Raw genomic sequence first — 26,014 nt, forward strand, 5'->3', positions numbered from 1 at the left:
GCTCAGGCGTGTATCAGCTGATCTTCCGCAACTGGAAATTCGCCCTGCTCTGGGCAATCGGGCTGACCGCGAGCGCGACCGCCTTTTTCGAACGCGGCGGGGGCAACGAACAGCTTGAAGCTCGCACGCAGCAGATTCGCGAACAGCAGCAAGGCACCGCCGCACCCACTGGCGCGGCATCGCCGGCCGCCGCCGAGGACGAAGTCCTGGCCGATGAGGCGGACAGCGGACAGACCGACAGCCCTGCCGCCGTGGAAGCGCAGGAAGACGAAGCCGACGATTCAGTTCAGAACGGCGCTGCCTAAGCCGTCAGTTCGGTGATGCCGGTTTCGACGCGGTCGATGATCGCGTCCTTCATCCAGCGTTCTTCCGCCCGCTGCCGCGCCGCCGCACCATAGGCCGCGCGCCGCGCTGGATCGGCTGCCAGCGCGGCGATTGCGGCGGCGAGCGCCGCGGCATCGCCCGGGGCGGTTAGCGTGCCACAGCCATCGACCTCGCTGAACAGGCCCGTGCCGGGATCGGCAGTCGCCACAACGGGGCGGCCCGAGGCGAGCATGTTGGTCAGCTTGCTGGGCAGGACCAGATCGGCCGCGCCGGCAATCTGTGGCAGCAGGTGCAGGTCGGCCATGGTCAGCATCGCGCCCATTCGCTCGGCCGGTTGCAGGTCGTGTAGCTGGATGTTTTCCAGCCCGGCGGCCAGCCGTTCCAGCTCGGCCCGGTTGGGCCCTTCGCCGCAGATCACGAAACCGATGTCCGGCCGGTTCCGCAGCAGCCGGGCCGCCTCGACCAGGATTTCGATCCCCTGCTTGCGGGCAATATTGCCGGAATAGAGCGCCACGAGGCGGTCGCCCAGGCCCCATTCGGCGCGGATCGCGCGGGCGCCGTCGGGATCGGCGGCAAAGCGGGCGTCGGCCCAGTTGCGCACTTCGCGCACCCGCTCGGCCGCCACGCCCTTGTCGCGCAGCTTGGCGCACATCTGCGGGCTGATCGTGGTCACCCGGTCGCCGCGCCGCAGCACCCAGCCTTCCAGCCAGCGCGCCAGCCGGGCGGGCAGGCCCTGTTCGCCCAGCAGGCCCGTGGCAAGCGCCGCTTCGACTTCGAAGTCTTGCACGTGGATCCACAGCCTGGCCCCGGCCAGCCGCGCGGCCAGCCAGCCGGTCAGCACGCTGAGCAGCGCCGGGGCGATGACCATCACCACCTGCGGGCGCTGCGCCTTGTCCCGCAGCGCGGCGCGCAGGGCGATGGGCAGCGCGGTGAGGGCAAAGCTGGCAAGATGGAGGATGCGCTTGAGACCGCCGGGCTGGGCCGGGACATAGTGCGGGCAGCGCGTGATCCCCACGCCCCGTTCCTCGCCCTGCTGCCAGCCGCTCCCGGCAAAGGCCGGATAGACCCGCCACTGCGGATAATACGGCTTGCCCGCGATCACCTGCACGCGGTGCCCACGCTCGGCCAGGGCCTCGGCCAGCCCGGCGCTGTAGGGACCGATTCCGACCGGCTCGGGCGCGTAATTGAGCGTGAGCAGCAGGATTTTCGCAGGGGTCATCGATCGAGCCATTTGCTGAGCTGCGCCAGTTGCCGTGACTGGCGCCGCACGGCGGGGTCGGACAGGTCGGACAGCGTCCGCGCCAGGCGGCTGCGCGCCCAGGCCACATATCCGCCTTCGCTGGCGCTGTCGCGGTGATGGACATGGCCTGCCCCGGCGGACACGCGGCGGGTGATGCGCGGCCACAACCCTTTGAGGCCGATAGTCAGCCCCGAGGCCGCCAGGCCCGCGCTGTAGCGGGTCTCGAGGTTCTGGAGCATCAGTTCCTCGGCCGTGGCCAGCAGGTCGTCCGGCGTGGCCGGAACCGGCGCGGCCGCAAGGTCCAGCGCGGGCGGAGTACAATAACGGTCGACCAGATCGAGCACGAGCCGCGCCCCGCCGGCCCAGCCGGCTGCCTGGCCGCGGCTCCAGAAAGCCGGCCAATCCAGCGTTTCGCGTTCCAGCAGGAAGGCGATGTCGGGCAGCAGCAAGGGCCCGCAGTCAAGCCGGTGGCTGTAGATCGCATGAATCACCAGGTGCGCCAGCATGTCTTCGGGCGCGGGATTGAGCAGGCCTTGCTCGTCGCGGCGGGCACGGGCGAACAGCCCGACATCGTCGGGCGGCGGGCTGTAGTATTCGAGCCGGCCTTCGGGGAACCAGGCATGCAGGTGCAGTTCGATCGCGGTGCCGCGCGGGGCGATTAGCGGCGGCGGGCTCTTGTCCACCTGCACCAGCTGGTCCAGCGGCAGGTCAGGTTCGGCTGCGGGGACATAGCCCGCCCGGCACAGCAGGTCCCAGCCTTCCAGAAAGCGGCCTTCGGGCAGCAGCAGGTCGATGTCGCGCAGCGGGCGCTGGGCTGCTTCGGGATAGGCATGCCAGGCCAGCCAGCCGCCCTTGAGTACCAGCGCAGGGATGTTCGCGGCAGCGAGCAGGCGCACCGTTTCGCGCAGTTCGACCCGCTGGACCATGGCCAGCATCGCCGAAGCGCGGTGCGCGGCCTGCCACGTATCGCGCAGCGCTGCGGGAATGCGGCTGTCGTCGCGGTGGCGCGCATGCAGCAGGGGGCGCAGGCGATGCGTGGCGGCCATCGCGTCGATGGCGGCCCAATCATCCGCGTCCAGTCCGGCCAGATCGTTTGTGCGCGCCGTCCCGACCAGCGCCAGCAGCGCACGGCAAAGCGCGGGACGATCCATCCGGCCTGTCGTCAGTTGCTGCGCTTGGGAACCTGGAAGGTCCCCGAAACACGGCCGGTCCCGCCGGGGGCGCCGCGGCCGTCGATGCTGGACAGGCCGCTCTTGAGGTCGATCACCAGCCGCCCGCCGTTCAGCGTGTCGCTGCCCCGGCGCAGGCCGATCCCGCCTGCCAGAGTGATGATCCGCTGGTTGAAGTCATAGATCGCCACGTCGCCGCGCGCGCTTTCGCTGCCGCGCGTCACCAGGACCCCGCCGGTCGCGTCGATCCGCTGGATCTTGAGCGAGCCTTCGTCGGTGTAAGCTACCGTCGTGCGCGCGGCGCGCAGCCGCAGGTCGCCCTGCTGGATATCGACATTGCCTGACAGGACCACGCGGTTGGCCTTGTCCTGCAACTCGATCCGGTCGGCGGCATAGCTGACCGGGGCGTCGCTGTTGTGCCCGCCAATCGCTTGGGCGCCGCCCTGGCTGACTGCCAGCAGGCCCATGGTGCCAAGCGCGAATCCGCCCAGCAGCGAACGAAAGGCAAGGGATCTGATCGAACGTTCGGCCATCACGGCATCCTGAGCTTGCCGGGCTGCATCAGCAGCCGCGCGTGTCCATCGAGCGTCACCGTGCGCTCGCCAAGGTTGGCAATTATCCGGTCGGCGCTGAAAGTGCCAGCCGGAATGGCCCCGGTGACCCCGCCCCCGCCGGTCGCGATTCGGGCCTTGAGGTCGATCGCGACGTTCTGGGTGGTCATGCGGTAGCCATCGGCGGCGGTGAAGGTCACCGGGCCCTGCACCGTGACCAGTTCCTTGCTGTAATCATAGATGCCGCCCGCCGCAGCCAGCTGCGCCGGGCCATCGGCCAGCTTGATCCGCGCGACCAGGTTCTGCATCCTGACCACCGGATCGGCGGCGCTGACCTGAACCGCGCTGCCGGCGGTCACGGTAAAGGGCCGCCCCTCGCTGTCTTCGCCGCGGTACATGGCATCGGCCACGCGCAGGCGTTCGCTCACCGCCGCAACCTTGTTGCGATCGAGCAGGAAGCTGATTTCGCCGCGCGGGAACAGCGGGCCAACGATCAACAGCGCGGCAACCACACCCACCGCACCTGGCAGCCAGCGCGCCAGGAAGCGCACCGTGCGGTCGTGCGAACCGCCGGGCGCGGCCCAGTGGCGGCGCTGGTCCCGGATCTGGTCGGCGGCTTCGGTCATGCGCGCGGCGGTTTCAGCCCCGGGGCCTCAGGCCTCGTGGCTGAAAATGTCCTTGTCCGGCCAGCCGATCAGATCGAGCCGGGCGCGGTGCGGGAGGAAATCGAAGCAGGCCTGGGCCACTTCCATACGTCCTTCGCGCTGCAGCCGCTCGATCAGGATGGTCTGCATGGCGTGAAGATAGCGCACGTCGGAGGCTGCATATTCGCGCTGCGCTTCGGACAGCTCGGGCCCGCCCCAGTCGCTCGACTGCTGCTGCTTGGACAGTTCCTTGCCCAGCAATTCGCGGACCAGGTCCTTGAGGCCGTGGCGGTCGGTGTAGGTACGCACCAGCTTGCTGGCGATCTTGGTGCAGAACACCGGCGCAGCGACCACGCCCATGTAATGCTCGATCGCGGCGAGGTCGAACCGGGCGAAGTGATACAGTTTCACCCGCGCGGGATCGGCCAGCACCGCCTTGAGGTTGGGCGCGGCATAGTCCGATCCGGGGTTGAACCGGACCAGGTGTTCATCGCCGCCGCCATCGGACAGCTGGACCAGGCACAGCCGATCGCGCGGGGTGATCAGCCCCATGGTTTCGGTATCGACGGCGATCGGGCCCGGGGCAAGCACGCCTTCGGGGAGATCTTCTTCGTGGAGATAGACTGCCATATGCCAAGGTGCTTAGGCTGATCCGCGGCGCTAGGAAAGAGCGCAATCGAGGGAGTCTTCACCCGTGTCCGGCAATGATGCAGTTCCCCCCAGCTGGCGCGAGGCGCTTGATCCTGTGCTGGCCACGCCCGAGGCGCGGCGGCTGGGCGGGTTCCTCAAGGCCGAGGAGGCCGCCGGCAAGGCGGTCTATCCGCCGCGCGGCGTGCGGCTTGCGGCGCTCGACCTGACTCCGCTCGATACGGTCAAGGTGGTGATTCTGGGGCAGGACCCCTATCACGGACCGGGGCAGGCGCATGGCCTCAGCTTTTCCGTCCAGCCGGGGGTGCGGGTACCGCCCAGCCTGGTCAACATCTACAAGGAACTGCACACCGACCTGGGCCTGCCGATCCCCAAGCACGGCAACCTGACCCGCTGGGCGGAGCAGGGCGTGCTGCTGCTCAACAATTCGCTGACGGTCGAGGATGGCAAGCCCGCCTCGCACAAGGGTAGGGGTTGGGAAGCGATCACCGATGCCGTGGTCGCCGCGGTCGCCGCCAAGGCGGACCCTTGCGTGTTCCTGCTGTGGGGCAGCCACGCCCGCAAGAAGGCCCAGAACGTGCCGGGGCTGGGGCCGGGCAGCCACCACCTCGTGCTGACCGCGCCGCATCCCAGCCCGCTATCGGCCCACACCGGCTGGTTCGGCTGCCGCCACTTCAGCCAGGCCAACGCGTTTCTGGAAAGCCACGAGCGCGGCGCGGTGGACTGGCGGGTGGACTAGAGCCGGGCCAGGATTGCTTCGCCCAGCCGCTCGCCCAGCTGCGGGCCCTGACGCGGATAAAGGTAGGGTTCGATCAACTCCGCTTCGATCAGCGCCATCTGGCCATCCAGCCCGCGCACCATGTCGATCCGGGCATACAGCGTGGGCGCTTCGAACGGCAGCATGGCGATCACCGCTTCGGCCTGGGTCAGGTCGGCGGCATCGGGCGTTACGACATGTTCGGTCCCGCCGTAGAGCGACTGGATGCGGTAATCGCCCGGCACCGCGTGCTTCCACAGCGCGTGGCTGAACATGCCGGCGATGAAGATCAGGCTCAGTTCCCCTTCCTGCTGGATCGCGGGCAGGAACGGCTGGACCATCGCCGCATGACCCATGCGCCAGCCTGCCAGCGACGGATCGCCGCGCACGAAGCTGAACTGCCCGACCGCGCCCGCGCCGACGCGGCGCTTCACCACGACCCGGTCGCAGCCGAAATGGTCGAACGCGGCGTGGATGTCGGCCTCGCCCGGATCGTCCGGCCACAGCGTCGGGATCGACGGTGCGCCGCGCTGGGCCAGTTCGGCCAGGTAGCCTTTGTCGGCATTCCAGCGCACCACCTCCGGCGGATTGCAGACCTGCACTCCGGCAGCTGCCAGGTTTTCCAGCCGGGTCAGGAACTCTGCCGGATGGTTGGTATAGTCCCAGACCGTGCCAAGCACGGCCAGCTGGCACTCGGCCAATTCTTCCAGCGGCGCGCGCCAGTCCAGTTCCAGCACTTCGGCGCGGCCGGCCAGGCCATCGCGCAGTGCGCCGACCTGCAGGTCGTGCTCGAATGCGTCGGGCCGGCGGGTGGGCGATCCGGGCAGGGTGGCGGGGCAGGCGAGGAAGGCGATCCGGGGCAGCATGGCCGCGCGGTAGCGCGGATGGGCCGTCGGGGCAATTCAGTCGGCCCGAACGCAAGCAGGGCGCCTTCCGCGGGGAAGACGCCCTGCCTGATTTGTTGTGCGGCGTTGGCTCAGCGCGGCAGTTCGCTCACGCCCATCAGCGCTTCGTCCACCGCGCGGGCGCACTGGCGGCCTTCGCGGATCGCCCAGACGACCAGCGACTGGCCCCGGCGCATGTCGCCGCAGGCCCAGATCTTGGGATCGCTGGTCTGGTAGTTGATCACGTTGGCGGCTACGTTGCCGCGCGGGTCGAGCGCGACCCCGGCCTGGTCCAGCAGGCCCTGCTTGCGCGGACCAAGGAAGCCCATCGCGAGGAAGATCAGGTCCGCCTTCAGCGTGAATTCGCTGCCGGGGACTTCCTGCATCTTGCCATCCACCCATTCGACGCGGACGCAGTCCAGCCCGGTAACCTGGCCGCCTTCGCCAACCACGCGCTTGGTCAGGATCGCCCAGTCGCGTTCGCAGCCTTCTTCGTGGCTGGAGCTGGTGCGCAGCTTCATCGGCCAGTTTGGCCAGGTCAGCGCCTTGTCTTCCTTTTCGGGCGGCTTGGGCATGATTTCGATCTGGGTGACCGAAGCCGCGCCCTGGCGGATCGAAGTGCCGACGCAGTCCGAGCCGGTATCGCCGCCGCCGATCACGACCACGTGCTTGCCCGTGGCGAGCAGCGAGCCGCGCGGCGCGGCGCGCAGTTCCTCGTCGCCGGCATTGCGCTTGTTCTGCTGGGTCAGGAATTCCATCGCGAAGCGCACGCCCGGCAGCTCGAAGCCGGGGATATCGAGCGGACGGGGATCTTCCGCGCCGCCCGACAGGACGATCGCGTCGAAGTTTTCCTTCAGCGAGTTAACCGAAATGGTAACGCCAACCTCGGTCGAAGTGCGAAACTGGACGCCTTCGGCTTCCATCTGCACGATCCGGCGGTTGATCAGGTGCTTTTCCAGCTTGAAGTCGGGAATGCCGTAACGCAGCAGCCCGCCAACCCGGTCGTTCTTTTCGAACAGCGTCACCGAATGCCCGGCGCGCGCCAGCTGCTGGGCGGCGGCCATGCCGGCCGGACCCGAACCCACCACCGCAACCGACTTGCCAGTGCGCTTGGCGGGGATCTGCGGGACGATCCAGCCTTCCTGCCAGCCCTTGTCGACGATCGCGCATTCGATGCTCTTGATCGTCACCGGCTGGTCCACGATGTTCAGCGTGCAGCTTGCCTCGCACGGGGCGGGGCAGATGCGGCCGGTGAATTCGGGGAAGTTGTTGGTCGAGTGCAGCACTTCCAGCGCGCCCTGCCAGTTCCCTTCATAGGTCAGGTGGTTCCAGTCCGGGATGATGTTGTTCACCGGACAGCCGTTATGACAATAGGGGATGCCGCAGTTCATGCAGCGGCTGGCCTGCGCCTTGAGCTCGCCTTCCTGATGCGGAATGACGAACTCGTTATAGTGCTTCACCCGCTCCTGTGCGTCAGCATAGGTGCGGTCCTTGCGGTCAAGCTCGAGAAAGCCGGTTTCCTTGCCCATGGTATCGTGACCCTATCTTATTCCGCGGCCACCGAAGCGGCAGCCTGCCGCTCGGCCTCGAGTTGCTTCAGCGCCTTCGCGTAGTCGCGCGGCATCACCTTGACGAACTTGGTCACCGCCGTGTCGAAGTCGTCCAGCAGGGCGCGGGCGCGCCTGCTGCCGGTGTAAAGGTGATGGCGTTCGAGCAGCACGCGGACGCGGTCGGCATCGTGGCGCAGCACGTCGCCCATGCCGGGGTCGCTCACGCCATTGGTGCGCTGCTGCGGCCGGCCAGCGCCGTCCTCCTCGTCGTGGACGTTCGCCACCGGTAGCAGGTCGACCTGCGCCTGGTTGCACAGCTGGGCGAAGTTCCCGGCCTCGTCATAGACATAGGCGACGCCGCCCGACATGCCCGCGGCAAAGTTGCGTCCGGTCTTGCCCAGCACCATCACCACGCCGCCGGTCATGTATTCGCAGCCGTGGTCCCCGGTGCCTTCGACCACCGCGACCGCGCCCGAATTGCGCACGGCAAAGCGTTCGCCGGCCACGCCGTTGAAGAAGGCTTCACCGGCGATCGCGCCGTACAGCACGGTGTTGCCGACGATGATGTTCTCGGTCGGCTCGCGGTCGACGTGGGCGGGCTGACGCACCACCACGCGGCCACCCGACAGGCCCTTGCCGACATAGTCGTTGGCATCGCCGGTCAGTTCCAGGCTGACGCCGTGGGCCAGCCAGGCGCCAAAGCTCTGCCCGGCCACCCCGGTGAGGCGGATCGCGATGGTGTTGTCCGGCAGCCCGGCATGGCCATAGCGCCGCGCCACTTCGCCCGACAGCATCGCGCCGACAGTGCGGTTGACGTTGATCACCTTGCGCTCGATCACCACCGGGCTCTGCTTGTCGAGGGCATCGGCGGCAGCGGCAATCAGCTCGTTGTCGAGCGCCTTGTCGAGACCGTGGTCCTGCGTGCCCGACCAGCCGAGCGACGGGCTGTCGCCCAGCGGAGCCTGGTAGAGGATGCGGCTGAGATCCACGCCCTGCGCCTTCCAGTGGTGGATCGCTTGGCGCATGTCGAGCCGGTCAACCCGGCCGACCATTTCGCCAATGGTGCGGAAGCCCATTTCCGCCATGATCGCGCGCAGTTCTTCGGCAACGAAGAAGAAGTAGTTGATCACGTGTTCGGGCTGACCGGTGAAGCGCGCCCGCAGCACAGGGTCCTGGGTGGCAACGCCAACCGGGCAGGTGTTGAGGTGGCACTTGCGCATCATGATGCAGCCGGCCGCGATCAGCGGCGCGGTGGCAAAGCCGAACTCGTCCGCGCCGAGCAGCGCGGCAACTGCCACGTCGCGCCCGGTGCGCAGGCCGCCGTCGGCCTGCACGCAGATGCGGCTGCGCAGGTTGTTGAGGATCAGAGTCTGCTGGGTTTCGGCCAGACCGATTTCCCACGGGCTGCCGGCGTGGGTCAGGCTGGTCAGCGGCGAAGCGCCGGTCCCGCCTTCATAGCCGGAAATCGTCACGTGGTCCGCGCGTGCCTTGGAAACGCCCGCGGCAACCGTGCCGACGCCCACTTCGGACACCAGCTTGACCGAGATCCGCGCGCCGTTGTTCACGTTCTTGAGATCGTGGATCAGCTGCGCCAGATCTTCGATCGAATAGATGTCGTGGTGCGGCGGCGGGCTGATCAGGCCGACGCCGGGGGTCGAATGGCGGGTCGCGCCGATGGTCTTGTCAACCTTGTCGCCGGGCAGCTGGCCGCCTTCACCGGGCTTGGCGCCCTGGGCCATCTTGATCTGCACGTCGTCGGCATTGACCAGGTATTCGGTGGTCACCCCGAAGCGGCCCGAAGCGACCTGCTTGATTGCCGACCGCAGGTTGCGGCCATCAGGCATCGGCTTGAAGCGGCGCGGATCCTCGCCGCCTTCGCCGGTGTTCGACTTGCCGCCGATCTGGTTCATCGCCGCTGCCAGCGTGGTGTGCGCTTCCCAGCTGATCGAACCATAGCTCATCGCGCCGGTGGCGAAGCGCTTGACGATTTCGCTGGCCGGTTCGACCTCGCTGATGTCGAGCGGCTTATCCGCCTTCTTCAGTTCCATCAGCCCGCGGATGGTCAGCATCCGGCTGGACTGATCGTTAATGGTCTGAGCGAATTCCTTGTATTTTTCGGGCACGTTGCCGCGCACGGCATGCTGCAGGGCGGCGATGTTTTCCGCCGTCCAGGCATGCTGTTCGCCGCGCCGGCGCAGGCCGTACATTCCGCCCACGTCCAGCATGTGCGCATAGATCGGGTTGTCGCCATAGGCGGCGGCATGGCGACGCACGGTTTCCTCGGCCACTTCGGCCAGGCCAACGCCCTCGATCGTGGTCGCGGTGCCGGTGAAGTAGGACTGGATGAACTGGCTCGACAGGCCGACCGCGTCGAAGATCTGCGCCCCGCAGTACGACTGGTAGGTGCTGATGCCCATCTTGGACATCACCTTGAGGATGCCCTTGCCGACCGCCTTGATATAGTTCTTCTGAACTTCATAGGCGCTGACCGGCAGCTCCTTCTTCACGCGGATGTCTTCCAGCGTTTCAAAGGCGACATAGGGGTTGATCGCTTCGGCGCCGTAACCCGCCAGCACGCAGAAGTGATGCACTTCGCGCGCTTCGCCGGTTTCGACGACCAGCCCGGTCTGCATGCGCAGGCCCTGCCGGACGAGGTGGTGGTGGACCGCGGCGGTGGCCAGCAGGGCCGGCATCGGGATGCGGTCCGATCCCTGGGCGCGGTCGGACAGGATCAGGATGTTCTTGTCCTGCAGCACCGCTTCGGTTGCGGCCCAGCACATTTCCTTGATCGCCATTTCAAGGCCGGCGGCCCCGGTCTTGGCGTCCCAGGTGATGTCGATCGTCTCGGTGCGGAAGGCGCCGTCCAGCGCGGCTTCGACCGAGCGGATCTTGGCCACTTCCTCGTTGGTCAGGATCGGCTGATCCACTTCAAGCCGCTTGTGCGTCCCGGCATCACGGCCCAGCAGGTTGGGGCGCGGGCCGATCATGCTGACCAGGCTCATCACCAGTTCCTCGCGGATCGGGTCGATCGGCGGGTTGGTGACCTGGGCGAAGTTCTGCTTGAAGTAATCGTAGAGCAGGCGGCTGCGGTCCGACAGCACCGCGATCGGGGTGTCGGTGCCCATCGACCCGATCGGATCGTCGCCATTGCGGCCCATCGGTTCCAGGAACCTGGCGATGTCTTCCTGGGTATAGCCGAAGGCCTGCTGGCGATCGAGCAGGCTGGTGGTTTCCACTGCCAGCTGCGCCAGTTCCGGCTCGACCACTTCAAGGTCCTTGAGCTTGTACTGCGCGCTTTCCAGCCAGGCTTCGTAGGGTTCTTCGGCCGAAAGCTGGGCCTTCAGCTCCTCGTCCTCGATGATGCGGCCCTGATCGAAATCGATCAGCAGCATCTTGCCGGGCTGGAGGCGCCACTTGCGCTTGATGTTGTCTTCCTTGATCGGCAGCACGCCGCTTTCGGAAGCCATTACCACCAGGTCATCGTCGGTGACGATGAAGCGGGCGGGGCGCAGGCCGTTGCGGTCCAGCGTTGCGCCGATCTGGCGGCCGTCGGTGAAAGCCACGGCGGCCGGGCCGTCCCAGGGTTCCATCAGCGCGGCGTGGTATTCGTAGAACGCGCGGCGCTTGGCATCCATCAGCGGGTTGCCAGCCCAGGCTTCGGGGATCAGCATCATCACCGCGTGGGCGAGGCTGAAGCCCCCCGCGAGCAGCAGTTCGAGCGCGTTGTCGAGGCAGGCGGTGTCCGACTGGCCGTGCGGGATCAGCGGCCACATCTTGTCGAGGTCAGCGCCCAGCAGTTCGCTTTCCATGGTGCGGCGGCGGGCGTTCATCCAGTTGACGTTGCCGCGCACCGTGTTGATTTCGCCGTTGTGGGCGATGAAGCGGTAGGGGTGCGCCAGCTTCCAGCTGGGGAAGGTGTTGGTCGAGAAGCGCTGGTGGACCAGACCGAGCGCGGACACGCAGTCCGGATCGCGCAGGTCGTCATAGAAGCTGCCGACCTGGGTCGCCAGCAGCAGTCCCTTGTAGACTACGGTGCGGCTCGAGAAGCTCGGCATGTAGAGCTCGGTCAGGCCGGGCAGACCGTGCTTTTCGGCCAGGGCTGCCAGCGGGTTCTGGGTCTGCTTGCGGATCGCGAGGATCTTGCGTTCGAACGCGTCCTGGTCGGCGCAGTTCTCGCCGCGTGCGACGAAGCACTGGCGGATCACCGGCATCGATTCGAGCACGGCCTTGCCCAGCCCGTCGGTGTTCACCGGAACGTCGCGCCAGCCGATCAGCCGCTGGCCTTCCTTGGCCACGAACTTTTCAAAGGTGCCGATCACGAATTCGCGCGCCTGCTCGTCCTGCGGCAGGAAGCACATGGCGACGGCATAGTCGCCCGGCTGCGGCAGCTTGAGGCCTTCCTGGTCGGCCCACTTGCGGAACAGCGCGTCGGGCAGCTGGATCAGGATGCCCGCACCGTCGCCCAGCAGCGGATCCGCGCCCACCGCGCCGCGATGGTCGATATTTTTCAGAATCTCCAGGGCCTGGCTAATGATCGCATGGCTTTTCGCACCCTTGATGTGGGCGACAAAGCCCACGCCGCACGCGTCATGCTCATTGCTCGGATCATAAAGGCCCTGGGGCGCCGGAAAACCCATCGATTAACCATCCTGTCTGTGCCGCCGGAAATCTTGATTCGCCGCGCAAATGCGCGTGAATCGCTGATTTCCAGCAATTAAGCGCAATCAGCCCCGCCGCAAAAAGCAGCGAAAGTTGCGCCAAGCTTCCCCATGACGACAGGATGCTGTTTTTGCAACTGCGAAAAGGCCAAGAACCGCTTGGGCTAGCCCAAGCGGTTCTTTGAATAGGTTTTCAGGGTAGGGAATTGGCCTCATCCCGTCCAGTCCGGCCAGACCGGACCGGGTCAGGCGGCGCCGCTCATCCGTTGCAGGTTGGCGAGCGACGCGCGCAGGGCCTGGTCGGCTTCGGACGGATCGGTTGCCGGCATGCTGCTGGCAGCCGCAATGGTCCCGCCCACGCCCGCAGTGCTCGGTGCATCGAACTTGCGGAACGCCAGCGCCTCCGGCTGCGGAGCGGCAAAGGGCGCGGGAGGAGCGGTCGGGGCGCCGAACGGGGTCTGGCCGGGAAAGATCACCACGGGTTCCACCTCGGCGCTGTCGGCCTCGGGCTCCTCGATCCGCACGAACTGCGAGCGCGCGGCCAGCGGCTGGCCGATGTCGAGCAGCGAGGCATAGCCTTCCTCCTCGGCTGCATCGGGCGTGCGGTCGCTTTCGGGGTCGCCGCTGGTCGCCTCAACCTCGGCCTCGAGCTCGGCTTCTGCGACTGGCGCAAAGGCCGCCTGCAGGGCCTGGAAGGCATCCGGCAGCGGCTGAAGCACCGCGGCGGCGACCGGGGGCGCGGTGAATGCGGCGGGCTGTGCCGTCGGCTCGGGCGCAGGCGTCGCAATCGGCGCAGCGGGCATGGCAATGTGGCGCGGCGGCAACAGGCTGGCCAGCATGTCGTCGGCGTCGTCCATCACCGGATCGCCCAGATCGAGCGGACGCAGCGCCGCAGGCATGGCGAGCGGGGCGGGCGGCACGACAACGGCCGGATCGGGCGGGGCAAAGGCCGGGGCGGGGCTGAGCAGCCCGGCGTCAACGGCAAAGCCGGCCCGGATAGGCGCCGGATCGGCCGGCGGCGCAACTGCTACGGATGGGCTCGGCATGACCGCCGGTGCGGCCAGTGGCGCGTCCTGCGCGTCAGCGCCAGTGTTGGGGGCGCTTTCGATCAGCGTCTCGCTGCCACTGCGCGCGGCACGGCGGCGCCGCATCGACTGCTGGAGGCGCGAGGCAAGGTCCGTCATCCCCAGGCCGGCGACCGGCGGCAGCGGTTCGGGGGCCATGGCGATGGGCGCGGCGGCCGCGGTGAGCTCGGCAGGCGCCGCGCTGGTCGGCGCTTCGGCGGTGGGCATGGGTTCGGCCGGCCGGGCAAACGGTGCGTCCGTTGCAGCGGCAAAGGGGGGCGGCATCGGCGCGAAGGTGGGCGCTGCCAATGGCGCCGGTTCGGCGCAGTCGAGCGGTACGGGCGCGGCTGCTTCACGAGCGGGGAACAGCGGCTCGGGCTGATCGGTTTCGAACACCGAGGTCTTGAAACCGGCGGCGCGGATGTGGCTTTGATCGACGTGATCGTCCTCCACCGGCATGCCAAAGATCTGGCGCGGCGGCTGGGCCGGAGTGGCGGTGCCATCGAACAGCGCCGGGTTGACCGGAGCCGGCTGGAACACCTGGCGTTCGGGTACGTTCTGGCCGGCCAGGGCAGTGAACGGCGCGGCGCTGAAATCGAGCGGCGGCGGGGCCGGCGGGGCGAACGGAGCGGCGGCGGGGGGCGATCCGGCCTGCGCGAAGGCGCCGAGATCGAGCGGTGCTTCGGGCGCGGGCGCTGCCTGCGCAAGCTGGCGGGGCAGGTCCGGGGCGGGCAGTTCCTCGTCGCCGGTGATCGGTGTGTGGTTCGTCAGTTCGATCCCGCTGATGTCCAGCACCTGCGGCGTGCCGCCCGGAAGCGGGGCCATCTCGTGGGGCACGAACTCGGCCTCTTCATGCTCGATTGCCAGCGCGGCCCGGCGGCGGCCTGCCAGCAGCCCGCCCGCTTCCTCGCCCAGGTCGATTTCGTCGTGCACGGAAACCGGGCTCGGTGCAGCATAGTCCGTGCGATAGGCGGGCAAATCGGCCGCGCTGTCCTGACTGCGCGCGCCGCGCTTGCGCTGGCGCAATTCCTGCTTGGGACGAGCCATGCGCCGCGCGATCACCACGCCGATGGTCGCGCCAATGGCCGCCATGGCCAGGGCAATCAGCATCCGCGCGGTGATGCCCAGCGGCGGGGCCGCTGCCGGGATGATCAGGTCGATCCGGCTTTTCATCACCACGGCTTCCAGCAGGGTGGGGCGAATCGCCAGGCTGCCCAGTCCGAACAGCGCGCCGAACCACAGTGCGACCACGGCCGGAAACAACTGGTGGCTGGTGATCGGCTTGGCGGCCTGCGGCCTGCCCTTGGCTGCCTTGCGCTTGTGCTGCTTTGCCACGCTTGGAATACCCCGTCAGTTCAAGTCACTTCTGCCGGTCGCCGCAGCCGCTCAGGCGGCGGCGGAAACCGTGCAGTTCACCATCGGGGCTATCAGACGATGGTAAACATCCTGATAACGATAAACATTCCGGGCCCAGTCATGACTGGTCCGGACGTGTTCCAAACCGGCGGCGCGGCGCGCCTCCCAGGTGCCGGTCGCGGCCAGCAGGTCGGCCAGCGCCGCGGCGCAGGCGGCGGGATCGTCTGGCGCGAACAGCGTCCCGGTCAGGCCATCGGTGATCAGTTCGCGGTGGCCGCCAACGTCGCTGGCGGCGACCAGCTGGCGCTGGGCCATGGCTTCAAGCGGCTTGAGCGGGGTGACCAGGTCGGTCAGCCGACTGCGCTTGCGCGGATAGGCCATGACATCGACCAGCGCATAGTATTTCTCTACTTCGCTGTGCGGCACGCGCCCGACAAAGCGGATCGCGCCGCGCGCCGGGCTGGCCTCGGCCTGGGCCCGGAGCGCTGCTTCCATCGGCCCGCCGCCGACCAGCAGCAGCTTTGCATCGGGCACTCGCGCGGTCAGCAGCGGCATGGCTGCGATCAGATCGTCCAGCCCTTCATAGTCGTAGAAGCTGCCGATGAAGCCGATCACCGGCCCATCGCCCAGCCCCAGCTGCTCGGCCATTGCCGGATCGCGTAGGGCCGGTTCGCCGAACAGCGCCAGGTCCACCCCGTTGGGGCTGATCGTGATCTTGTGCGCGGGCACGCCGCGCGCGACCAGATCCTGCTTCAGCCCCTGGCAGATCGTCACCACCGCGTCGGCCCCCTGGACCACGTGGCTTTCGAGCGCGCGGGTCAGGCGGTATTTGAGGTTGCCTTCGCTGCCGGTGCCGTTTGACACGGCGGCGTCCTCCCAGAAGGCGCGGATTTCATAGACCACCGGAATGCCCAGCCGCTTGCCTGCGATCAGCGCGGCCTTGCCGCACAGCGCCGGGCTGTGGGCGTGGAGCACGTCGGGCCGCCAGTCCTGCGCGGCGCTGACGATGGCGTCGGCCAGCAGCTGGATCTCGCGCCATTCGCGCCAGGCCGGCGGGCCGCTGGCCGCGCCCCGCGTGCGGTAGAAGGTCAGCCCTTCGGCCTGTTCGACATCGGGGCCGTCCATGGTGTGGCGCAGCCCGGTAATGCCGCGCACTTCCAGCCCCATGGCCGCCTGTGCGGTAAGGATCGCGCGGGTGCGAAAGGTGTAGCCGCTGTGCAGTGGCACCGAATGGTCTAGGACGTGCAGAACCCTGGTCATGGGCGCATTAGCTAGACCGACAAGGCTTAACGCGGCGTCAACCCCGTCCGGCTAAAGCCCCAGCGATGATCGATTACTTCGCCCTGGCCCTGACGCACGGCCTGCTGGCCCTGGCGGCCTGGCGGATCCTGCAACGCGACGACCTCGATCACGAGGAACCCGCCGAAGGGCAGGAGCAGCCCCCCGCCGCACCGCCGCCGCCGTCCGCCGCCGCCCGGCGCAGCTTGCAGGTGCGCCCGCGTGCTTGACCTGGCGATCACCGGCTTTGTCTTTGCCTTGCTGGCGCTGGGCCTGCGCCGCCCGTTTGTGTGGGTGCTGGCCTATCTTTATATCGACATCCTGACCCCGCAGCGCATTTCGTGGGGGTTGCTGGCCTCGCTGCCGATCTCGCTGATTGCTTTCCTGCTGGCGTTCGGCGGTTGGCTGATGATCGATCCCAAGACCGACAGCCGCTTTACCCTGCGCCAGGGGCTGATCGCGCTGCTGCTCGTCTATTGCGGGCTGACCACGCTGACCGCCGACTATGCCGATTCGGCGGTCGAGAAATGGGCCTGGGTGTGGAAGGCGCTGTTCTTCGCGATTTTCCTGCCGCTGACCCTGCGCACGCGCCTGCGGTTCGAGGCGGCGGCGCTGACCATCGTGCTGACCGTGGGGGCAATCGTGATCAGCGGTGGGATCAAGACACTGGCGGGCGGCGGCGGCTATGGCACGCTGCGGCTGTTCGTGGCGGACAACGCCGGGATCTATGAAGGGTCCACCCTGTCGACCATCTCGATCGCGATCGTGCCGCTGATCTGGTGGCTGGCGCGGTTCGGCACGATCTTTCCGCGCGGGCGGCTGGTGACGATGTTCGCCGCGGCGCTGACCTTTGCCGCGCTGCTGATCCCGATCGGCACGCAGACCCGCACCGGGCTGCTGTGCATTGCCCTGCTGGGCGTGCTGTCGCTGCGCGCGGTCAAGCGCCGGTTCCTCTATCTGGCGATGGGCGGCGTGCTGGCGCTGGCGGCGATCCCGTTCCTGCCGGAAAGCTATACCAAGCGGATGAGCACGATCGAGAATCACCAGTCCGACCAGTCGGCCAGCACCCGCGTGGCGGTGTGGATGTGGACGCTGGACTATGTGCAGGACCATCCCTTTGGCGGCGGGTTCGATGCCTATCGCGGCAACCGCCTGCGCGTGCCGACCAGCAAGGCGGTGGGCAGCCACAACAACGTGACGATCCAGACCGAATACCACGAGGAAGTGGGCCGGGCCTATCATTCCGCCTATTTCGAGATGCTGGGCGAACAGGGCTATCCCGGCTTCCTGCTGTGGGCCTGGATCCAATTGCTGGGGATCTGGCAGATGGAGCGCCTGCGCCGCCGCTGGATGAAGCGCGCCGCGCCGGGCCGCGAATGGATCGCCCCGCTGGCCAATGCGCTGCAACTGTCGCAGATGGTCTATTTCGTCGGCGCGCTGTTTATCGGGATCGCGTTCCAGCCGGTGATGTTCATGCTGATCGGGCTGCAATGCGGGTTGTGGTCCTATGCCCGGCGGATCGACCAGCCGGCGCGCCGCCCATTGCGCGGGGGCGATGGCGCGCCGCTGCTGCGGGTGAAACCGGCATGACCGCGCCCCCAGCCGCCGCTGCCCCGCGCCACCTTGCTGCGCTGACCGGCATTCGCGGGATCGCCGCCTGGGCGGTGGTGCTGTACCATATCCGCCTGTCGCTGGCCGATCTGTTGCCGCAATGGACGATTGCCGTGCTGGCCAAGGGCTATCTCGCGGTCGACCTGTTCTTCATCCTGTCGGGCTTTGTCATCTGGTACAATTACGCCGAGCGGATCCGCGCGGGCGGCTGGGCCGAGGCGCGGCTGTTCCTGTGGCGGCGGCTGGCGCGGGTCTGGCCGCTGCACGGCGCGGTGCTGCTGGGCTTTGTTGGTCTGGTCGGCCTGTTGCTGGCCACGGGCCGGGCTGCGCCGGGCTATCCGCTGGCCGAACTGCCGCTGCACTTTGCCCTGGTGCAGAACTGGGGGCTGACCGACGAACTGAGCTGGAACCACCCGGCCTGGTCGATCAGCACCGAACTCGCCGCCTACCTGCTGTTCCCCGCCGTGGTCATGGCGGCGCGGTGGGAGCATTGGCCGCGCTGGGCGCTTTACGCGCTGCTGCTGGGCCTGGCGGCGGTGGTCCACACGATCTTCGCCGCCCACGGCTACCGCACCCTGGGCGAGGATATTCCCGGCCTGGGCCTGTGGCGCTGCCTGCCCGAATTCGCCATGGGCATGGTGCTGTGCATCCTGTGGCGGCGCTGGACGCAAAGCGGCGGCCGTGCGGTGCGCGCGCTGATCGCCGCGCTGTTCTGGACCACCATGTGCCTGGCCTGGCGCCTGCCCGAAACGGCGCTGGTGCCGGGGCTGTTCTTCCTGCTGCTGGCCGCGCTGGCGCTCGATACCGGACCGCTCGCGCGGCTGCTCGGCGGGCGCGTGCTGACCTACCTCGGCGAGATTTCCTATTCGACCTACCTTGCCCACTTCCTGCTGTTCATTGTCTGGAAGCTGGCCTTCGTCGATGCCTCGCTCCAGCTGGGCTGGCTGGGGCTGGCAGGCTATCTTGGCCTGGTCGCGGCGGCCTCGGTCACGCTGTATCATGGGCTGGAAAAGCCGGCGCAGCGCTGGCTCAATCGCCGCCCGCCGCTCTGGGCGCGGCCGGCCCCGGCGCTTGCGGCCGAGTGATTCGCCCGCCCCGGCGCGCAGGGCGCCGCGCTTGCCGTAGCGGCAGCATTGCGCGCGTTGCGCCGCGCCTTCGCTTGGGCCATTAAGGGCCGACGAATTCCCGCGAAGGAGAGGCAATATGACCCCGCAAGACCTGCAGGCCAAGGTTGGCCAGAACATCGGCGTTTCGGACTGGTTCGAAGTCAGCCAGGAACGCATCAACAAGTTCGCCGAGGCGACCGGCGACTTCCAGTTCATCCACATCGACGAGGAAAAGGCCAAGCTGACCCCGTTCGGCGGGACCATCGCCCACGGCTTCCTGACCCTGTCGCTGATCCCGGTGCTATCCTCGATGACCGAAGGCGCGCGGGTGACGGACGTGAAGATGGGCGTCAACTATGGCGGCAACAAGACCCGCTTCATCAGCCCGGTCCGCGCCGGCAAGCGCGTGCGCGCCCACGTCAAGCTGCTGGCCCTTGAAGAAAAGCGCCCCGGCCAGTGGCAGCAGGTCAACGAATACACCATCGAGATCGAGGGCGAAGAGAAGCCCGCACTGATCGCCGAATGGATCATGCAGTTCTTCGTTTGAACGCTTCCTCCCCAGGGACCGTTTGAACCCCAAGCATCAAGGAAATCCCCATGTCACGTGACGCAGTCATCGTTTCCGCCGCCCGCACGCCGATTGGCCGGGCCTATCGCGGCGCGTTCAACGCCACGCCGGGCGCCTCGCTCGGCGCGCTCAGCCTTCAGGAAGCGATCGCCCGCGCCGGCCTCGAAGGGGGCGAAGTGGACGACGTACTGTGGGGCAGCGCGCTCCAGCAGGGCGCGCAGGGCGGCAACATCGGCCGCCAGGTCGCGCTCAAGGCCGGGCTGCCGGTGACCGTCTCGGCCATGTCGATGGACCGCCAGTGCTCGTCCGGCCTGATGAGCATCGCCACCGCGTCGAAGCAGGTGGTGATGGACCGGATGGACGTGGTGGCCGCCGGCGGGCAGGAATCGATCAGCCTGGTCCAGACCAAGGACATGCGCGTCCAGCCCGATCCCAGCCTGATGGCGATGCACGGCGCGATCTACATGCCGATGCTGCAGACCGCCGAAATCGTCGGCAAGCGCTATGGCATCAGCCGCGAGGCCTGCGATGCCTATGCCCTGCAATCGCAGCAGCGCACCGCCGCCGCGCAGGCCGCGGGCAAGTTCGCCGATGAAATCGTCTCCTGCACCACCACCATGGCGGTGACCGACAAGGCCACCGGCGAAACCTCGATGAAGGAAGTGACGCTGGCCAAGGACGAGGGCAACCGTCCCGAAACCACGCTGGAAGGGCTCCAGTCGCTTGGCCCGGTGCTGCCCGATGGGATCGTTACCGCCGGCAACGCCAGCCAGCTCTCGGACGGTTCGGCCGCCGTGGTGGTGATGGAAGCCGCGCTGGCCGCGAAGAAGGGCCTGGCCCCGCTTGGCCGTTACGTCGGCATGGCGGTCGCGGGGACCGAGCCAGACGAAATGGGGATCGGTCCGGTCTTCGCCGTGCCCAAGCTGCTCAGCCGGTTCGGCGTCCACATGGACGATGTCGGGGTGTGGGAACTGAACGAGGCCTTCGCGGTGCAGGTGCTCTACTGCCGCGACAAGCTGGGCATTCCCGATGACCGGCTGAACGTCAACGGCGGCTCGATCTCGATCGGCCACCCCTATGGCATGACCGGCGCGCGCTGCACCATGCACGCGCTGCTGGAAGGCAAGCGGCGCGGGTCGAAGTACGTGGTCGTCACCATGTGCGTCGGCGGCGGCATGGGCGCTGCCGGCCTGTTCGAGGTCCTGTAACATGCGGCTGCCTGCGCCCCGGATCGCCCCGCTGACCGATGCGGAGCTGACCCCGGAGGCGCAGGCAGCGCTGGCCGCGCTTCCCGAATTCGCCCGCGCCTACAACATCTTCCGCACCCAGGCGCACAAGCCGGCGGCGCTGAAGGCGTTCCTGGCCTGGGGCAATTACATCCTGTCCGATGCCAATGCGCTGCCCGCGCGGACCCGGGAACTGGCGATCCTGCGCACCGGGTTCCTGTGCAAGGCGGGCTACGAATGGGCCCAGCACGTGGTGATCGGCCAGCGCGCCGGGCTGACCGCGGGTGAGATTGCCGCGATCAAGCAGGGCGCCGCCGCCCCCGGCTGGAGCGCGATCGACGCCGCGATCCTGATTGCCTGCGACGAGTTGGTGCGCGGCCATTTCATCACCGATGAAACCTGGGGGGCGCTGGCGCCGCTGGGCGATGAAGGGCGGATCGACCTGGTCTATACCGTCGGGCAGTACACCCAGGTGTCGATGTTGCTGAACAGCGCCGGGGTGCAGCTGGATGCGGTGCTGACCGGCGATCCGGACCTGACCGCCTGAACCTTGCCAAACCAAGTGTTTGCGGCCATCCTTCGCGCCATAACGGGCGCGCGGGGGAGCTGCTGGCATGGGCGGGCATCTCGGCATAATCGAAATTCTGGGGATCGCGGCGTCGGTCAGCCTGCTGTCGGGCTGGCGGCTGTATCTGTGCGTGCTGGCCACGGGCCTCGCGATGCGATCCGGGCTGGTGCCGCTTCCGGCGCATCTGGCGGCCTTGCAGGTGCTGGCCAATCCGTGGGTGCTGGGCGCGGCGGGGCTGGCCGCTACGCTTGAATTCCTGGCCGACAAGGTGATGTGGCTCGATACGGTGTGGGACACGGTCCACACCCTGATCCGGCCGCTGGGCGGGGCGCTGCTGGCGCTGGCGCTGATCGATCCGGCCGATCCGGCCACCCAGGCCGTCGCCTTCATCCTGGGGGGCGGAGCCAGCCTCCTCGCCCACGGCGGCAAGGCCAGCGCGCGGGCCGTGGTCAACGCCAGCCCCGAACCGTTCAGCAACGTTGCGGTGTCCGCCGCCGAGGACGTGGCGACCGGCGGGCTGCTGTACCTGGCCTATGCCTATCCGGTGCTGGCCGCCGGCATCGCGCTGATCGTCGCGCTGGGCGCGGCGGCGCTGCTGGTCCTGGCCTGGCGCGTGCTGCGCCGGGTGTTCATGCGCGTGCCGGGCGAGGCGGGCGCCTTGCCCACCCCGCCAAGCGAGGCTTAGGCGACTACCTTCAGCGCCGGGCGGTCGTGCCGGGCAATCCATTCTTCCAGCACCGGGGCGATCTGTTCGCGCCACTTGCTGCCGTTGAAGATGCCGTAATGGCCGACTTCCGGGGCCAGGTGATACTTCTTCTTCGCCTCGGCCAGGCCGGTTGCCAGATGCAGGCTGGCCTTGGTCTGGCCGATGCCGGAAATATCGTCGCGCTCACCCTCGACCGCCAGGATCGCGGTGTCGGTGATCTTGCCCAGGTCCACCACCTTGCCGCGGTGGACGAAAGTGCCGTTGGGCAGCGAATGCTTCTGGAACACTTCCTCGACCGTCTGAAGGTAGTAGGCGGCGTTGAGGTCGCAGATCGCGCGGTATTCGTCGTAGAACGCCTTGGTCGCGTCCGCGCTTTCGCCATCGCCGTCCACCAGGTGCTTGAACATGTGGTAGTGGCTCAGCATGTGGTTGCCCAGGTTCATGCTCATGAACCCGGCCAGCTGCATGAAGCCCGGATAGACCCGGCGGCCCGCGCCCGGATATTGCAGCGGCACGGTGGCGATCACCGTGTGGCGGAACCATTCGATCGGGCGCTGCATTGCCAGGTCGTTGACGCTGGTCGGCGCTTCGCGGGTGTCGATCGGGCCGCCCATCATGGTCAGCGATGCCGGGCGGCAGGGGTTCTTGTCGGCCGCCATGATCGCGGTCGCGGCAAAGGTCGGGACCGACGGCTGGCACACCGCCAGCGCGTGGGCGCCGGGGCCGATATGCTCGAAGAATTCGATCACGTAGTCGATGTAGTCATCGAGGTCGAATTCGCCCGCGCTCAGCGGCACGTCGCGGGCATCGGCCCAGTCGGTGATGTAAACCTCGCAGCGCTCGATCATCCGGGCCACGGTGCCGCGCAGCAGGGTGGCGAAGTGGCCGCTCATCGGCGCGACGATCAGCAGGCGCGGCGGATTTTCAGGCAGGCCGGGGTGGGTGAAGCGCAGCAGGTTGCCGAACGGCTTGTGCATCACGATCGCTTCGGTCACCGGGAAGGTCCGGCCATCAACCTCGACCGTCTCGATGTCGAACTGCGGCTTGCCGCGCGGCGCTGCTGCATGTGCGAACACGTCCAGCGCCGAGGACACCACCGGGGCCAGCCCCGTATAGCCGAACGGCATGGCCGGGTTGTTCAGCATCTCGACCGTCACCGATGCCCAGGTGCTGGCGGCGTTGAGCCACGAGCGCTGCAATTCGTAAGCGGTGTAAAGCAAGACAGGACCCTCCTGCGATCCGGCCCCCCGCCGGACGGAAGCAGGCACCGTGCCGCCATTCGATTCATTGTGCAATGCAATATTTGCTGCCGCACCGCACAATGGCGTGCATTTGTCCCTTACGGCGCCGTGTTGCTGTGCTAGGGCGCTGCGCCATGGAATCCGAAACCACGCCGGTGTCCGCGTCGCCGCAGCCTGAATCACCCGCCAGTTCCGAGTCGCCGCCCGCGCGCAGCCTGGGGCCGCTGGGGATGATCTGGCGCGAAACGGTGAAATATCCCAAGCAGGTGGCCATCGCCTTTGCCGCGCTGTGCACCACTTCGGCGGCAACGATTTCGATCCCCGACCGCTTCCGTTCGATCGTCGATACCGCCTTCGGGGCCAAGGCCACGCCGGAATCGATCGACACGGTGTTCCATTACCTGTTGATGATCGTGCTGGTGCTGGGGATTGCCACCGCGATCCGGTTCTACTTCGTCAGCTGGCTGGGCGAACGGGTGGTGGGCGACCTGCGCTACAAGGTGCAGTCGAACCTGCTGCGCCTGCCGCCGAGCTTCTTCGAGGAAAACAGCCCCAAGGAAATCTCCTCGCGGATGACCTCGGACACGGCGATCATCGAACAGGTGGTCGGCACCACGGTGTCGGTTGCCCTGCGCAACATGCTGACCGCGATCATCGGGGTGGGTTACCTGTTCTACCTCGCCCCCAAGCTGACCGCCGGGCTGATCCTGGGCATTCCGCTGGTGGTGGTGCCGATCGCCTGGTTCGGGCGGCGGCTGCGCAACATCTCGCGCACCAGCCAGGACCGCGTGGCGGATATCGGCGCGCGCACGGCCGAAGTGCTGGGCGCGATGCGCGTGGTCCAGGCCTTCAACCAGGAACAGCACGAACGCGAAGTGTTCGGCGAAGTGGTCGAGCAGACTTTCGCCACCGCCAAGCGCCGCATCCGCACCCGCGCGATCATGACCAGCGTGGTCATCATCCTGGTGATGGGCGGGATCGTGATGCTGATGTGGGAAGGGGCGATGAAGGTTGCCGACGGCTCGCTCAGCGGCGGGACCATCGCCGGCTTCGTGCTGGCCGGCGGGATCGTCGCCGGCGCGTTCGGCGCGCTGACCGAAGTCTATGGCGACCTGCTGCGCGGTGCCGGGGCAGCCAGCCGCCTGAACGAGTTGCTGAACGAACGCCCCGTGATCGCCCCGCCGGCCCGCCCGCTTGACCTGCCCGAGCCGGCGCGCGGCAAGCTGGCTTTCGAAGGCGTCTCGTTCCGTTATCCGACCCGGCTTGAGCAGCCGGCGCTGGCCGATTTCTCGCTGACGATCGAGCCGGGCGAAACCGTGGCGATCGTTGGCCCGTCGGGCGCGGGCAAGAGCACGCTGTTCCAGCTGGCGCAGCGCTTCTATGATCCGCAGGCCGGGACCATCAAGCTGGACGGCGTGCCGCTGACCGCGGTCGATCCCGCGCAGGTCCGCCGCCGCATGGCGCTGGTCCCGCAGGAAGGCACCCTGTTTGCCGCCAATGCGCGCGACAACCTGCGCTATGGCAACTGGAACGCCAGCGACGAACAGATCTGGGAAGCGGCCCGCGCCGCCAATGCCGAACAGTTCCTGCGCGAGTTGCCCGAAGGGCTGGACACCTTCCTGGGCGAAGGGGGGGCGCGCCTGTCGGGCGGGCAGCGCCAGCGCATCGCGATTGCCCGCGCGCTGCTGCGCGACGCGCCGATCCTGCTGCTCGACGAGGCGACCAGCGCGCTGGATGCCGAAAGCGAACGGCTGGTGCAGGACGCGCTTGACCGGCTGATGGCCAGCCGCACCACCTTGGTGATCGCCCACCGCCTCGCCACGGTGCGCGCCGCCGACCGGATCGTGGTGATGGACAAGGGCCGGATCGTCGAGCAGGGCACCCACGATCAACTGGCCGGGCAGGGCGGGCTCTACGCGCGCCTCGCCGCGCTGCAATTCGATGACAAGGCGCTGGCCGCCGCCGGGGAAAACTGATGGACCTCACGATTACCGCGATCCTGCTCGGCATTGTCGAGGGGCTGACCGAATTCATCCCGGTGTCCTCAACCGGGCACCTGATCCTGGCGTCGGAACTGTTCGGCTATGATGCCGCGACCTGGGCGGTGTTCAACGTGGTGATCCAGCTGGGCGCGATCCTGGCGGTGGTGGTGCAGTATTGGCGCACCTTCTGGGCGGTCGGCATGGGCCTGCTGCGGCTGGAAAGCATGAGCCTGGTGTTCGTGCGCAACATCCTGCTGGGCTTCCTGCCCTCGGCCGTGCTGGGGCTGCTGCTCAAGGACCAGATCCGCATGATGCTGGGCAGTCCGCTGGTGGTTGGCTGGGCGCTGGTGCTGGGCGGGATCGCGATCCTCGCGATCGAACGCGTGGCCAAGCCCGGTCCGGCCAGCGGCGTAGCGCAGCTGCCGGTGCGCCAGGCGCTGGGCGTTGGACTGTTCCAGTGCATTTCGATGATCCCGGGTGTCAGCCGTTCGGGCGCGACGATCATGGGCGCGCTGGCGATGGGGATCGAGCGGCGCACGGCGGCCGAATTCAGCTTCTTCCTGGCGATCCCGACCATGATGGGCGCGACCACGCTGGAACTGTGGGATTCGCGCGCCGAACTGATGGCCGGGACCGGCCCGGTCGGCTGGGACGAGATCGCGATCGGCTTCTTCGTGGCCTTCGTGGTCGCGCTGGCGGTGATCAAGCTGTTCGTCGCCTATGTCAGCCGCGCGGGCTTCGCCCCGTTCGCCTGGTACCGGATCGTCGCCGGCGCGCTGGCGGTGTTCCTGCTGTCGCGCTGAGTGTCCGCAACAGGCCACTTGCCAATTTAGTAAGCAACACATACAATCGGCCCCAAGAGCCAGTGATTGCCCGAGGGGCC

General features: G+C 67.8%; 22 protein-coding genes. 11 read left to right on the top strand and 11 right to left on the bottom strand.

Annotated features, from left to right (window positions below):
• The first annotated feature begins 8 nt into the window (after positions 1-8).
• On the top strand, positions 9-305 hold the full coding sequence (locus ACE3N9_RS13195) for a hypothetical protein (RefSeq protein ID WP_374284299.1): 297 nt from the start codon (positions 9-11) through the stop codon (positions 303-305).
• On the opposite strand, the gene ACE3N9_RS13200 is transcribed toward ACE3N9_RS13195, so the two are convergent.
• From ACE3N9_RS13200 to ACE3N9_RS13220, 5 genes are read right to left on the bottom strand one after another with little or no spacing between them, the layout of a single operon-like run.
• Positions 302-1,543, bottom strand: coding sequence for a WcaI family glycosyltransferase (locus tag ACE3N9_RS13200; RefSeq protein ID WP_374284301.1), 1,242 nt, complete (start codon positions 1,541-1,543; stop codon positions 302-304). The genes ACE3N9_RS13195 and ACE3N9_RS13200 overlap by 4 nt on opposite strands.
• The gene (locus tag ACE3N9_RS13205) at positions 1,540-2,715 is read right to left on the bottom strand and encodes a nucleotidyltransferase family protein (protein WP_374284302.1); all 1,176 of its coding nucleotides are present in this window, start codon (positions 2,713-2,715) and stop codon (positions 1,540-1,542) included. Before ACE3N9_RS13205 ends, ACE3N9_RS13200 begins: the two co-directional genes overlap by 4 nt.
• An 11-nt stretch (positions 2,716-2,726) precedes the next feature.
• Entirely contained in the window at positions 2,727-3,266 is a 540-nt protein-coding gene (locus ACE3N9_RS13210; RefSeq protein ID WP_374284304.1) for an LptA/OstA family protein, read from the bottom strand.
• On the bottom strand, positions 3,266-3,910 hold the full coding sequence (locus ACE3N9_RS13215; RefSeq protein ID WP_374284306.1) for an LPS export ABC transporter periplasmic protein LptC: 645 nt from the start codon (positions 3,908-3,910) through the stop codon (positions 3,266-3,268). Before ACE3N9_RS13215 ends, ACE3N9_RS13210 begins: the two co-directional genes overlap by 1 nt.
• A gap of 27 nt (positions 3,911-3,937) precedes the next feature.
• The gene (locus ACE3N9_RS13220) at positions 3,938-4,558 is read right to left on the bottom strand and encodes a ribonuclease D (RefSeq protein WP_374284309.1); all 621 of its coding nucleotides are present in this window, start codon (positions 4,556-4,558) and stop codon (positions 3,938-3,940) included.
• 64 nt (positions 4,559-4,622) lie between these two features.
• On the opposite strand from ACE3N9_RS13220, the gene ung reads away from it, so the two are divergent.
• Positions 4,623-5,315, top strand: a complete 693-nt coding sequence (gene ung, locus ACE3N9_RS13225) for a uracil-DNA glycosylase (protein ID WP_374284311.1) — start codon at positions 4,623-4,625, stop codon at positions 5,313-5,315.
• Here ung and ACE3N9_RS13230 read toward each other — a convergent pair.
• From ACE3N9_RS13230 to ACE3N9_RS13250, 5 genes are all read right to left on the bottom strand, one after another.
• Complete coding sequence (locus ACE3N9_RS13230; protein WP_374284313.1) at positions 5,312-6,199, bottom strand: RimK family alpha-L-glutamate ligase; 888 nt, start codon at positions 6,197-6,199, stop codon at positions 5,312-5,314. The genes ung and ACE3N9_RS13230 overlap by 4 nt on opposite strands.
• Positions 6,200-6,309: 110 nt before the next feature.
• Positions 6,310-7,746 (bottom strand): glutamate synthase subunit beta, encoded by a 1,437-nt coding sequence (locus ACE3N9_RS13235; RefSeq protein WP_374284315.1) that lies wholly within the window; start codon positions 7,744-7,746, stop codon positions 6,310-6,312.
• Positions 7,747-7,763: 17 nt separating this feature from the next.
• Entirely contained in the window at positions 7,764-12,404 is a 4,641-nt protein-coding gene (gene gltB / locus ACE3N9_RS13240) for a glutamate synthase large subunit (RefSeq protein WP_374284317.1), read from the bottom strand.
• Positions 12,405-12,670: 266 nt separating this feature from the next.
• Entirely contained in the window at positions 12,671-14,824 is a 2,154-nt protein-coding gene (locus ACE3N9_RS13245; RefSeq protein WP_374284319.1) for a hypothetical protein, read from the bottom strand.
• A gap of 51 nt (positions 14,825-14,875) precedes the next feature.
• Positions 14,876-16,105 (bottom strand): TIGR04063 family PEP-CTERM/XrtA system glycosyltransferase, encoded by a 1,230-nt coding sequence (locus tag ACE3N9_RS13250; protein WP_374284321.1) that lies wholly within the window; start codon positions 16,103-16,105, stop codon positions 14,876-14,878.
• A 65-nt stretch (positions 16,106-16,170) separates the two neighbouring features.
• Here ACE3N9_RS13250 and ACE3N9_RS13255 point away from each other — a divergent pair, with 65 nt between their 5' ends.
• From ACE3N9_RS13255 to ACE3N9_RS13285, 7 genes are all read left to right on the top strand, one after another.
• Positions 16,171-16,353 (top strand): hypothetical protein, encoded by a 183-nt coding sequence (locus ACE3N9_RS13255; RefSeq protein ID WP_374284322.1) that lies wholly within the window; start codon positions 16,171-16,173, stop codon positions 16,351-16,353.
• Positions 16,346-17,713 carry a putative O-glycosylation ligase, exosortase A system-associated gene (locus ACE3N9_RS13260; protein WP_374284324.1) on the top strand — a complete coding sequence of 456 codons (1,368 nt, stop codon included), beginning with the start codon at positions 16,346-16,348 and terminating at the stop codon, positions 17,711-17,713. Before ACE3N9_RS13255 ends, ACE3N9_RS13260 begins: the two co-directional genes overlap by 8 nt.
• Positions 17,710-18,819 carry an acyltransferase family protein gene (locus ACE3N9_RS13265; RefSeq protein WP_374284326.1) on the top strand — a complete coding sequence of 370 codons (1,110 nt, stop codon included), beginning with the start codon at positions 17,710-17,712 and terminating at the stop codon, positions 18,817-18,819. Before ACE3N9_RS13260 ends, ACE3N9_RS13265 begins: the two co-directional genes overlap by 4 nt.
• A 118-nt stretch (positions 18,820-18,937) precedes the next feature.
• Positions 18,938-19,387 (top strand): MaoC family dehydratase, encoded by a 450-nt coding sequence (locus tag ACE3N9_RS13270; protein WP_374284329.1) that lies wholly within the window; start codon positions 18,938-18,940, stop codon positions 19,385-19,387.
• Between the two features lie 50 nt (positions 19,388-19,437).
• Entirely contained in the window at positions 19,438-20,616 is a 1,179-nt protein-coding gene (locus tag ACE3N9_RS13275; RefSeq protein ID WP_374284331.1) for an acetyl-CoA C-acyltransferase, read from the top strand.
• A gap of 1 nt (position 20,617) precedes the next feature.
• A complete protein-coding gene (locus ACE3N9_RS13280; protein ID WP_374284333.1) occupies positions 20,618-21,181 on the top strand; it encodes a carboxymuconolactone decarboxylase family protein in 564 nt (187 codons plus the stop codon).
• A 67-nt stretch (positions 21,182-21,248) separates the two neighbouring features.
• Positions 21,249-21,887 carry a DUF4126 domain-containing protein gene (locus ACE3N9_RS13285; protein ID WP_374284335.1) on the top strand — a complete coding sequence of 213 codons (639 nt, stop codon included), beginning with the start codon at positions 21,249-21,251 and terminating at the stop codon, positions 21,885-21,887.
• On the opposite strand, the gene ACE3N9_RS13290 is transcribed toward ACE3N9_RS13285, so the two are convergent.
• Complete coding sequence (locus tag ACE3N9_RS13290) at positions 21,884-23,128, bottom strand: polyhydroxyalkanoate depolymerase (protein ID WP_374284337.1); 1,245 nt, start codon at positions 23,126-23,128, stop codon at positions 21,884-21,886. The genes ACE3N9_RS13285 and ACE3N9_RS13290 overlap by 4 nt on opposite strands.
• 155 nt (positions 23,129-23,283) lie before the next feature.
• Here ACE3N9_RS13290 and ACE3N9_RS13295 point away from each other — a divergent pair, with 155 nt between their 5' ends.
• Positions 23,284-25,125 carry an ABC transporter transmembrane domain-containing protein gene (locus ACE3N9_RS13295; RefSeq protein WP_374284339.1) on the top strand — a complete coding sequence of 614 codons (1,842 nt, stop codon included), beginning with the start codon at positions 23,284-23,286 and terminating at the stop codon, positions 25,123-25,125.
• Positions 25,125-25,934, top strand: coding sequence for an undecaprenyl-diphosphate phosphatase (locus ACE3N9_RS13300; RefSeq protein WP_374284341.1), 810 nt, complete (start codon positions 25,125-25,127; stop codon positions 25,932-25,934). The genes ACE3N9_RS13295 and ACE3N9_RS13300 overlap by 1 nt, the downstream gene beginning before the upstream one ends.
• Positions 25,935-26,014: the final 80 nt, after the last annotated feature.

The sequence above is a fragment of the Novosphingobium sp. genome (genome assembly GCF_041905565.1).
Taxonomy (GTDB): Bacteria; Pseudomonadota; Alphaproteobacteria; order Sphingomonadales; family Sphingomonadaceae; genus Novosphingobium.